Source organism: Chryseobacterium sp. (genome assembly GCF_041914225.1).
Classification (GTDB): domain Bacteria; phylum Bacteroidota; class Bacteroidia; order Flavobacteriales; family Weeksellaceae; genus Chryseobacterium.
Window position 1 is genome coordinate 42,007 of the sequence record NZ_JAYSDT010000029.1, and the last position, 11,019, is coordinate 53,025.

General features: G+C 36.8%; 9 protein-coding genes. 7 read left to right on the forward strand and 2 right to left on the reverse strand.

Annotated elements, in window-relative coordinates; genetic code table 11:
* Positions 1-21 precede the first annotated feature (21 nt).
* From ACE3RB_RS13460 to ACE3RB_RS13470, 3 genes are all read left to right on the forward strand, one after another.
* Positions 22-270, forward strand: a complete 249-nt coding sequence (locus tag ACE3RB_RS13460) for a hypothetical protein (RefSeq protein WP_374464674.1) — start codon at positions 22-24, stop codon at positions 268-270.
* The gene (locus ACE3RB_RS13465; RefSeq protein WP_374464675.1) at positions 258-2,834 is read left to right on the forward strand and encodes a T9SS type A sorting domain-containing protein; all 2,577 of its coding nucleotides are present in this window, start codon (positions 258-260) and stop codon (positions 2,832-2,834) included. The genes ACE3RB_RS13460 and ACE3RB_RS13465 overlap by 13 nt, the downstream gene beginning before the upstream one ends.
* 169 nt (positions 2,835-3,003) lie before the next feature.
* The gene (locus ACE3RB_RS13470; protein WP_374464676.1) at positions 3,004-5,328 is read left to right on the forward strand and encodes a GEVED domain-containing protein; all 2,325 of its coding nucleotides are present in this window, start codon (positions 3,004-3,006) and stop codon (positions 5,326-5,328) included.
* Between the two features lie 168 nt (positions 5,329-5,496).
* Here the strand turns inward: ACE3RB_RS13470 and ACE3RB_RS13475 are convergent, their stop codons facing one another.
* Both ACE3RB_RS13475 and ACE3RB_RS13480 read right to left on the reverse strand, forming a co-directional pair.
* Positions 5,497-5,655 (reverse strand): hypothetical protein, encoded by a 159-nt coding sequence (locus ACE3RB_RS13475; protein WP_374464677.1) that lies wholly within the window; start codon positions 5,653-5,655, stop codon positions 5,497-5,499.
* A 43-nt stretch (positions 5,656-5,698) separates the two neighbouring features.
* Positions 5,699-6,526: an ion transporter gene (locus ACE3RB_RS13480; RefSeq protein WP_374464678.1), complete on the reverse strand. Its 828-nt coding sequence runs from the start codon at positions 6,524-6,526 to the stop codon at positions 5,699-5,701.
* 250 nt (positions 6,527-6,776) lie between these two features.
* On the opposite strand from ACE3RB_RS13480, the gene ACE3RB_RS13485 reads away from it, so the two are divergent.
* The 4 genes from ACE3RB_RS13485 to ACE3RB_RS13500 form a co-directional block, all read left to right on the forward strand.
* Positions 6,777-7,625, forward strand: a complete 849-nt coding sequence (locus ACE3RB_RS13485; protein ID WP_374464679.1) for a hypothetical protein — start codon at positions 6,777-6,779, stop codon at positions 7,623-7,625.
* A gap of 375 nt (positions 7,626-8,000) precedes the next feature.
* On the forward strand, positions 8,001-9,098 hold the full coding sequence (locus ACE3RB_RS13490; protein WP_374464680.1) for a Nif3-like dinuclear metal center hexameric protein: 1,098 nt from the start codon (positions 8,001-8,003) through the stop codon (positions 9,096-9,098).
* A 2-nt stretch (positions 9,099-9,100) separates the two neighbouring features.
* Complete coding sequence (locus ACE3RB_RS13495; protein WP_374464681.1) at positions 9,101-9,877, forward strand: zinc ribbon domain-containing protein; 777 nt, start codon at positions 9,101-9,103, stop codon at positions 9,875-9,877.
* A gap of 300 nt (positions 9,878-10,177) precedes the next feature.
* Positions 10,178-11,019: phage integrase SAM-like domain-containing protein (locus ACE3RB_RS13500; RefSeq protein ID WP_374464682.1), on the forward strand; the 842-nt coding region annotated here is incomplete at its 3' end.

Here is an 11,019-nt window from a genome sequence, read left to right on the forward strand (position 1 = left end):
TTAATAACCAAAAACTTATACATGAAGAAAACCTTATTTTTATGCTTACTGATGTTAAGTATTGTACTAAGTGCTCAAATCAAATTAGGAGCAGGAAGTACAGACACGGGTAATGCTCCGGTCAACAGTGGTTTTGCCTTCTCTTATTCCCAGCAGATTTATACAAAACAAGAAATCAATGCTGATGCAGCAGGTAATATTACAGGGCTTAAATTTTACTTAACACCTTCTGCAAATCCCTCTTATTTATCAAATTGGTGGTTTATTTAGGGCACACTACAAAAAACTCTTTAGATTATCAAATTGGGTGGATTCCTGTTGGGGAAATGACTCAGGTTTATTCAGGTACGGTTACTAATGTAAACGGCGTTGCAGAGATGACATTTGCTACTCCTTTTCCATATGATAATGTAAGAAACTTAGTTGTTGCAGTAGATGAAAATGGATTTAATTCTAATTCAAATAATCCGTTTTTTGTATATAATACTATGGAGCAGGCTCTTTATACTGAAAGTAATACTGTTAATCCGGACCCTGCAAATCCTCCAGTTGGCCATTTTCTACCTTATAAACCAGTGGTCAGCCTTATGGGGTTAGTGCCCAATCTGTTACCGGATTGTCCAATAATCAGTTATCCAGCAAACAATGCTTCGAATGTACCGGTTCTGCCTAATTTTACATGGGCTGCTGTACAGGGTGCTACAAGTTATAAAGTTTCTGTCGGAACTACTGCGGGAGGAACAGATGTCGTTAATCAGCAATCGGTAACGACAACAAACTTTACTCCGTTATCTCCACTTTTGGCAAGTACAGTTTATTATCTTAAAGTAACAGCAGTGGGGTCGGCAGGAGAGTCTTCCGGTTGTGTTAATCAGAAATTTACAACAGTGCCAGGTATACCCTCCAATGATGAGTGTATGAATGCTATAACTCTGCCTGTAAATCCAGATCTGAATTGTGTTGATTTTACTTCTGGAACTACTGTGATGTCAACTGTATCATCTCCTGCATTATCATGTGGTACCAGTACTGGTGACGTATGGTATAAGTTTACAGCTACTTCCGTTACTCATACAGTTAATTTAAAGAACGTAACCTCCGTGCCATTAGGAGGTGGTAATGTTTATTTTCAGGTTTTAAAAGGTGATTGTGGTAATTTGACAAGTATATTATGCTCCGGATCTGATTGTGGTTATATGACAAGCGCATCATGTCCTCTTTCTATAGTTAACAACCTTACTGTAGGAGAGACTTATTATATTAAAGTCTTCAGTGGCTCAGGTTATTCATCTCATAAATTTGAAATATGTGTAGGGACAATGCCACCACCGCCAGCCAATGATAATTGTACCAATGCTATAAGTGTTCCTGTGAATTCTGGGATGGATTGTATCAACGTTACTTCCGGAACAACTTTATCATCAACGAAGTCTGCTGTATCTTGTGACAATTTCTCCAGATATGATGTGTGGTATAAATTTATAGCAACCGATACCAAGCATATCATTAAATTGATTAATAAAGTTGCTGTGGGAGAACCAAACTCTTTGGGAGGATTAAATTTTAATGTGTTTGGTGGCAGTTGTGCTAATCCTATATGTGTAGGAATAGGAGGGGCTGTTGGACTTGTTACTGGTTTTACGGTGGGAGAAACTTATTATCTCAGAGTATTTGATGTACAAGGAACACCCCAATCGGGTTTCAATTTTGATTTATGTATTACAAAAGATTTGACACCGATTCCTGTAAATGATGAATGTACAAATGCTGTTTCTTTGACTATTAATCCGGATTTGACCTGTGTTGGGGGGCTTGAAGGAAGTACTTTGGGAGCAACAGTTTCAACGATGTTACCTGCAGCTTCGTGTGGTGGAATCGGGGTTCAGAATGATGTGTGGTTTAAATTTGTAGCAACAGGAGCCAACCACAGAATTAGTTTTAAAAATATTATAGATGTTGGAGTAAGTGGTACACAGCAGGATATACGATTTGAGGTTTTCAAAGGTAGCTGTGGTGCTTTAACAAGTGTAAAATGTGGCGGAAGTGTTAATCGTTCTAGTTATATTAATAATGTTTCAGGGTTGGTTGCGGGTGAAACCTATTATATAAGGGCATACAGTACAGGTGTTGGTATTGCCGTTAAATTCAATATATGTGTAGGAACATTGCTGCCTCCTGTTAATGATGACTGTACTGGTGCTTTGACGGTTTCAAATTTTCCATATACTTATACACAAGTTGATGCTGAGCATACTACCAATAATAACGGATTTATAAATTCTTGTAATTCTGCAATGAATGACGGGACATGGTTTACCTTCGTTGGTGATGGTTTTCTGCATAAGATTACAGTTTCAAGACCTTTAAATAGCACATTTAATTTTGGTATTGGTGCCTATAAAGGAAATTGTGGAAACTTAACGTGTGTAAAAAGAGTAGATTTTACTGGTTCAAGTCCGGTTATAATGGATTTGCCAACTATTGCAGGAAACGAATATTATATAAATATCGGAGATCGGGATTACTATACTGATACAGTGGAAGGGGTTTTTACCATTGCTATAGAAAAGGTAACCAGCCTTGGTACTCTTGAAGTTTCTGATAAAAAAGAAACTATAGAAGTATACCCAAATCCATTTACAAGCGTACTGAATATTGCAAAACCACATAACGTAAAATCAGTTTCCATTCTAGATTCTTCCGGAAGATTGATTAAGACAATTGAAAAACCATCTTCTGAACTTCAGCTGAGAGATCTGAAAGAAGGATTATATCTGGTTGTTTTAAATATGAAAGACGGGTCTAAGCAAACCATTAAAGCAATTAAAAGATAAGTGACTTTTAAATGATATGAAAAAAGGACTGCTCAATCTGAGCCGTCTTTTTTTATGGAGAAGATTGTTTTTTATTGAAAGAAAAATTGTATTTGTTGTCATATTACGAAGAAATTATTTTTTTTATTACTGATTTTCACTAGATTTGATTAACTAATACTGTTTTTATATGAGAAATTTTTTACTTGTTGGTTTCTTAATAACCGGCTTTTTATCCTCCGCACAGAATTACTGTACGCCTCAGTTTGCCAGTGGTTGTAATGGAGGGGACATGATAGATTCTTTTAAAATTCCGGGTGCCGGATTTGATCATTCGAATACAGGATGCTCTACGAATGCATACGGAGATTACACTTCTATGACAATCAACCTGAATGCAGGTTTGAGTTATGATTTTAGCGTTAAACATAATTACAGTGACCAGAATGTACGCATCTGGATAGATTTTAATAATGACGGAACTTTTGACGATGTAGCTCCGGAGCTTGTAGCTTCTGCAAGCAGTACTTTTGTAGGAGGAAACAATATTACTTCGGGACTTATAGCAATTCCTTCTACCGTTACTCCCGGTACTTACAGAATGAGGGTAGGAGACCGTTATTCGAGTGATCCTATTCCTTGTAATATGGATGGATATGGAGAAGCCCATGACTATACAGTTGTAATTGGTGCCGTTCCAACCTGTTTTGCTCCGTCTGCTGTAACTGTTTCTGCCGTAACGGCAAATTCAGCCCAGATTGGATGGACAGCTCCGTCTTCTGCTCCAGGCATTGGTTATGAATATTACTATTCAACTTCCAGTACTTATCCTCCTGCTACTACCGTACCTTCCGGAACAAGCACCGGACTTACTGCCAATCTGCCTTCACTTGCACCGGCAACTACTTATTATGTATGGGTACGTTCCGTATGTACTACTACAGATAGAAGTGCGTGGTCTCAGGTGGCTACATTTATGACATCCTGCGTTGCTGTAGGAGTACCATATACCTTGAATTTCGAAAGTATTACTCCTCCTGATCTGCCGAACTGTACCTCAGTGGTTAATGACGGCTCCGGAAACATGTGGGAAACAGATGACCTGGATGCACAAGGATTTACAGGAAATGTACTTAAATATTCTTATGACTATGCCAATAGCGCTGATACCTGGTTCTTCACGAATGGAATTAACCTTACCGCAGGAGTTACCTACAGAATCAAATACAAATATGCAAATGCAGAAGGAGTTGTGTATGCTGAAAAGTTAAAAGTAGCTTACGGAACTTCCGCTACAGGTGCAGGAATGACCAATACATTGGCAGATTATCCTAATATTGTCACCAGTGCGGCAACAAGTGCTTTTGTAAACTTCACACCAGCTTCTACAGGGGTTTATTATTTTGGATTCCAGGCCTATTCTGATGCTGATATGAATAAATTATACGTGGATGATATCAATATAGATGTAGCACCGGCCTGCAGTGAGCCTAGTGCATTGGTTATTTCTAATCTTACCGCGGCAGGAGCTACGGTTTCCTGGACAGCGGCAACTCCCGTACCTGCAAACGGATATGATATTTATTACAGTACAACCAATACAGCACCTACATCAACAAGTACACCTAATTTCACAGGAATTACTGCGACCACTTATAATATTCCAGGTTTAGCTGCTTCCACTGCCTACTATGTATGGGTAAGATCCGCATGCAGTGCTACAAGTAAAAGTGTATGGAGTGAGTCTGCTTCATTTACAACATTATGTTCAAGTACCGGCATTCCTTATACTGTAGATTTTGAAAATGTGACTGTTCCTGCTCTTCCAGGCTGTACAATGAGTGTTAATGCGGGAGCAGGAAATAATTGGGAAACGTCAGATCCGCCTTCTGACAGCCAGGGATTCACAACTAATGTATTAAAGTACCATTATAATTCTTCCAACGCTGCAAATACCTGGTTCTTTACACAAGGACTGAATTTAACGGCAGGAGTACAGTACACGATCAGCTATAAATATGGTAATAACTCATCAACCTATGTTGAAAAATTGAAAGTAGCCTACGGAACTTCACCGGATGCAGCAGCGATGACAGGTTCTGTAGCAGATTATCCTTCAATCAATGATGGAGTTGCCCATACGGAGTCTGTGACATTTACAGTTCCTGCAACAGGCGTGTATTTCTTTGGATTTAATGCATATTCAGATTCTAACCAGTATTATCTGTATATTGATGATATTAGTATTAACAATGCCAACCTTGCAACATCTGAAGTTGCAGTGGCAAAAAATACGATCCAGGTTTATCCTAATCCGTTTACAGATGTTTTGAATATCTCTGACAGTAAGAATGTAAAAAATATATCGGTAACAGATGCTACAGGAAGACTGGTAAAAACCATTACGAACCCTGAATCTGCGATCCATTTGAGGGATTTAATGCAAGGTGTCTATTTGGTAACTCTTGAAATGAAGGACGGGACTAAGCAGACCATTAAAGCGATTAAAAAGTAATTAATCATTTAAATAAAAAGAGAATGACGGGTCATGTGATCCGTCATTTTTTATTAGGGAATGATTTATTTAGAGATTCATTGATCAAAAAAATGAGCGAAATATTTCACTCATCTTTTTTATTTTATCATGATGATCATTTATTTATGAATTATTACCCATTACTTATCATTTGTTGGGTACCGGCTGTATATCTCCCTTATTCATAAGATCAAAAACAGTAGGGAAGAACATTACTAAGATAAAGTAAATGATGATCATCAGCACTACCAGTGCAAAAAGAATAATCACTAGGCTATTCGGTCTGTTTTTCTTTTTCGGTTCCATGATTTTGTGGTATTTGGTGAATAAATTTTACTTATATCAAATATTAAGCTAATTTCTTGCCACATTTCTTGCAGTACCTTGCGTCATCATCAATGTCATCATTGCCACACCGTTCACATACCATTTCCAGGTTCTGTCTTTTGTTTCTCATTTCCGCTGTTACAATACCGGTAGGAACTGCGATAATGGAATAACCGGCAAGCATCAGAACAACTGCAAAAAACTTTCCTAAAGGCGTAATAGGAGACACATCACCATATCCTACGGTGGTTACAGTAACCACTGCCCAGTAGATGGATTGCGGTATCGTTTCAAAGCCTTCTCTTCCGCCTTCCACCATAAACATAAGCGAGCCTACAATAACAGAGAAAATGATCAGAAACAGAAGGAATATGTAAATTTTTCTTGAACTGTTCTTTAAAGCCCTTACAATTAAGTAACCGTCATTCATAAAATCCAGCAAATTGAAAATTCTGAATATCCTCAGCATTCTCAGCATTCTGAAGATCAGGAAATATTTGGTGACGGGGAAGAAAAAGCTGAGGTAAAAAGGTACAAGAGCAAGGAAGTCTATGATTCCGAAAAAACTGAATATATAATTACGCTTATTTTTTACTACAGCAATCCGCATAGAATATTCCACAGTGAAAAAAATCGAGATTACCCATTCAAGGATCAGGAAGGTATAATGGAATCTTTTATCAAGCTTAGGCACGCTTTCCATCATAATAATGGCAGTGCTTACAAGAATTAAAGATAATAATATGATGTCGAAGAGTTTTCCAAGCTTTGTATCGGAGCGATAAATTATCCTGTAAAGGTATCTTTTCCAAAGTTTGTCCTCAGGAACAAGATTATGTTCTCTTTCCATTTCTATAGGGTTATTTCACAGCGAAGTTAATAATTTCTGCAAAGTATAGGGTAAATATATGATTGTTAAAAGAATCCTGCAAATGTTAATGAATTTTCTATCATTAAAAGGTGAATTATTTGTAGTTAATTGCATGTTTTTCAATGTGTTATATTTAGTAAAATACGAATAAAATATGACATATAAAAATGTTTTTTTTAACATTTTTATAGGCCAAGTTTGTAATTTTATTCTACAAAAGCTTTATATCATGAGAAAAATTTTAACCTTGTTTATGCTGTTTTTGATAAGCAGTTTTATGTATGATCAGGTTGGGATTAATACTACAGCTCCAAATGGTGCTTCAGTACTGGATATAGTTTCCAACCAGAAAGGAATTCTTATTCCTCGTCTTACCGATACCGACCGGGATACTTACCTGGCTGATAATAATGCTTCCACAGTGCCTCCTGCAGGTGTTGTAAATGCTAACCTTACTGCAGGAACCCTTATTTTTAATACGACAACGAATAACTTCCAGTATTGGGATGGTACCCTCTGGAGACAGCTTTTTGTTCCCACATCTTCTCAGGCTGGTAACGACGGTGTCGTTAAAATAAATTCTGGAAACGCAAATGTAAAACCTTCATTCAGTTTAAGTGCAGCAGGAAGCGGCTATGGCCCGAGACAACAGGTACTTTATGCCACACCACTGGTCTTCGCGCCAAGCCCTACTACAAGCTGGCCGGAAACAACGGTTCCGTTTCCGGGAGTTACAAGTAATATTTATGTCTCGGCTACCGGTAAATGGAGGGAAAATGAAATTTACGGGCAAGTACATATCTGGAGAGCCATTGCTACAATTACTCCTGGGTCCAATTCATCAGGATCAATAAAAGCTACTTTTAAAAATCCTGATTCCGGTTTTGAAATTAACTCTATCCAGCTGGTTCCAAGCGGTTCAAGTGGAACAGGTAACATTCTTACCTTTTATTTCTATACCATTGCAGACCCTGCGAGTCTTGATCCGGGCAGAGGCTATCAGCTTTTTATGGAGTCTGATATAAACTGCGGTGTAGTAATAGAATCCTTTATCAGAGTATCGCTTTTCAAAGATTAACAGCCTTTTTTATTCTTTTAATATCAAAATGAAACCGGCCGATGAAAGCCGGTTTTTTATTGCTGTAGAAATTTTTCCGGATTTTTAGTAAAAAAGTTGTTTAAACTTTACCCAACCACAAAAGCCACAAAAGGTTTCATTTTAAAACGCTTGAGTTCACTTAAGTAAGTTTAAAATGACACCGTAGAAAAGTTGACAGTAAAATGAAAATCAAAGATTTTCACAAAACTTAGGTGAGCTTACTACGCATAAGTTTTGGCCCTGAAAAAACTTAAGTGTTTAAAACTTTTGTGCCTTTTGTGGTTAAAATAGTGAATATAAAAGTTTAAACAAGCTTAAAATTAATATCTTCGCTTAACCGTAAAATATAGATTAATGAAACTAAAAACTGTAATTGCAAAGATAGAAGAGGAAATAAGTATCAGACAGGCAGAAGATTTTGATAATGTAGGATTGCTGTGTGGTGTTTATGACCGCGATGTATCCGGAATTCTGGTATGCCATGATGCGCTGGAGAATGTGGTAGAGGAGGCTGTTGCAAGAAACTGTAATCTGATTGTATGTTTTCATCCTATTATATTTTCCGGATTAAAATCCTTAACAGGAAAAAACTATGTGGAAAGAGCTGTTTTAAAGGCTATTGAAAATAAAGTGGCAATCTATGCCGTTCATACTGCATTTGATAATGATTTCTTCGGAGTAAATCATGGAATTTGCAGTCAGCTGGGACTGAAGAATATGAAAATCCTTCAGCCAAAAGAAAATAATCTAAAACAATTAACGGTCTTTGTACCCAAAGAATATTCAGGGAAAGTAAAAGAAGCTATGTTTTCGGCTGGTGCAGGCAATATCGGGTTTTATGACGAATGCAGTTTTACTGTGAACGGAAACGGGACATTCAGACCGGTGGAAGGATCCAATCCGTTTTCCGGACAGCAGGGAGTTCGTGAAAATGCGGATGAAGACATGATCTCCGTAATTTTTGAAAGCTTTAAACAAGGCCAGATTGTAGGAGCGATGAAAGCGGCACACCCTTACGAGGAAGTGGCCCACCAGATATACAGCCTGGACAATAAAAATCATCATGCCGGGCTGGGAATGTACGGAGACCTGGAAGAAGAAATGGATGAAAAAGATTTCCTTGGGTTTGTGAAAGAAAAGTTTGGCCTTGAAGTCATAAAACATTCTGCTTTCAATAATAAAAAAATCAAAAGAGTAGGGGTTCTGGGGGGCTCAGGGGCCAGTGGAATACGATCTGCAGCCGCTAAAAAATGTGATGCTTACCTTACCGGAGATCTTAAATACCATGACTATTTTCTGGCAGAGTCTAAAATGCTGATCTGTGATATAGGACATTATGAATCTGAACAATTTGTTACTCAACAATTATTTGAAATTTTATCACAAAAATTTAGTACATTTGCAATTTCAAAATCTATTGAAAAAACAAACCCAGTAAATTATTTCATTTAAATATGGCAAAAACCAACGATATTTCAGTTGAAGAAAAATTAAGAGCTTTATACGATTTACAGATCATTGATTCAAGATTGGATGAAATCCGAAATACTAGAGGAGAATTGCCAATTGAAGTTGAAGATCTTGAAATCGAGATTGAAGGTCTTGAAAAAAGAGCTGAAAAATTTCATGCAGATATCAAAGATCAGGAAGATCAGATCAAAACAAAGCATGAAGTGATAAACCATGCTAAAACTTTAATTGAGAAATACAAATCTCAGCAGGATAATGTAAGAAACAATAAAGAGTTTGAAGCATTAGGGAAGGAAATAGAATTCCAGGATCTGGAAATTCAGCTTGCTGAAAAAAGAATTAAAGAATTCGGAGCTAAAATTGCTCACAAAAACGAAACTTTAAGCGAACTGAATGCTAAGATCGACGATTTGAAAAGCCACTTGAAATTCAAGAAAGAAGAATTGGATGGTCTGATCTCTGAAACACAGAAAGAAGAAGAATATCTTTTAGAGCAGTCTAAAGAATTCGCAGCTAAAATCGATGAGAGATTACTGGCTTCTTACAACAGAATCAGAACAAACTCTATCAACGGTCTTGCTGTAGTAGGATTGGAAAGAGGAGCTCCAAAAGGATCTTTCTTCACGATTCCTCCTCAAAAGCAGATGGAAATTGCTCAGAGAAAGAAAATCATCATTGATGAGCACTCCGGGAAAATCCTTGTTGATGACGAGTTGGTAATGGAAGAAAACGAAAAAATGAAATCTGTAATTAAATTCTAATTATTGATTTTATAACATACAAAAGCTGTTTCAGAAATGAAACAGCTTTTTTTATTAAACATAGCAGTACAATTTATACAGAGCCATTGTCATTCCGTAGGTACTACAAGTATGCAATGTACTATTTTCTTTATTCTCTCTAAAAATGCAATAAAATATTTGTATACAATCTATTCATGGCACTTTTGTAAATAATCTTTATTGCAATAGATTTTATATCATTTCATAAATAGTCGAAAATATTGACACAAATTTTGACACACTATTTAGTTTGAATATCTTTGTTTTTAAATATTCAATATGGCAACAGTAAAATACTATCTGCGTAGCAAAACAAAAGGCAGTACAATCCAAATTCAGCTATCAATATCGAAAGATCTTAAAATGCGAAACTCTACAGGCTTGCAGATTGATTATTCTGACTGGAGTGATAAGACTTCTCTTCCCAAGCAAAACAACCCTCATAATAAAAATCTGACTTCTGATTTAAACGATTTAGAAAAGTTTATATTAAAATCGTATAATGATGATCTAACCGGAGGTGTTTTATTTGATTCTCATTGGCTTAAAAATAAGATCAGTCTTTTTTTTGATAGAATAGATGTAAAGACCAGTGACGATATTGTGGTCAACTACATGAAAAGCTTTAACGAGCTTCGGGCATTAGCGAAAACAAAAAAGACGACCGATCATCAGTACCTTATGCTTGAGGATAAATTTTCACGATTTCAGGATGTCCAGAAAAAGAACTATGTATTTGCTGAGGTTGACAAACGGGTAATACTTGAATTTAAGAACTGGCTTATGGTAAAAGACAAGCTAATGGAATCAACGGCTAACAGAACCTTAAAAAACCTAAAAACAGTATTGCTTGATGCCAGAGCAAATGGGAAGCTGCTTCACCCTCAGGTTGATAAGTTTACCATTGAGAGTGTGACCTCTATAAAAGTGTTTTTAAACTTTGAGGAACTTTCAAAAATCAAAAACGCAAATATAATAGGGGAAGACCTGCTTCATGCCCGTGACTGGCTTTTGATTGGCTGCTATACAGGACAGCGTGTGAGTGACCTGTTGGATATGACCCCATCAAAAATTTTCACCAAAACAGATTCTCAGGGGGAAAGCTTCCGATTTATAGACCT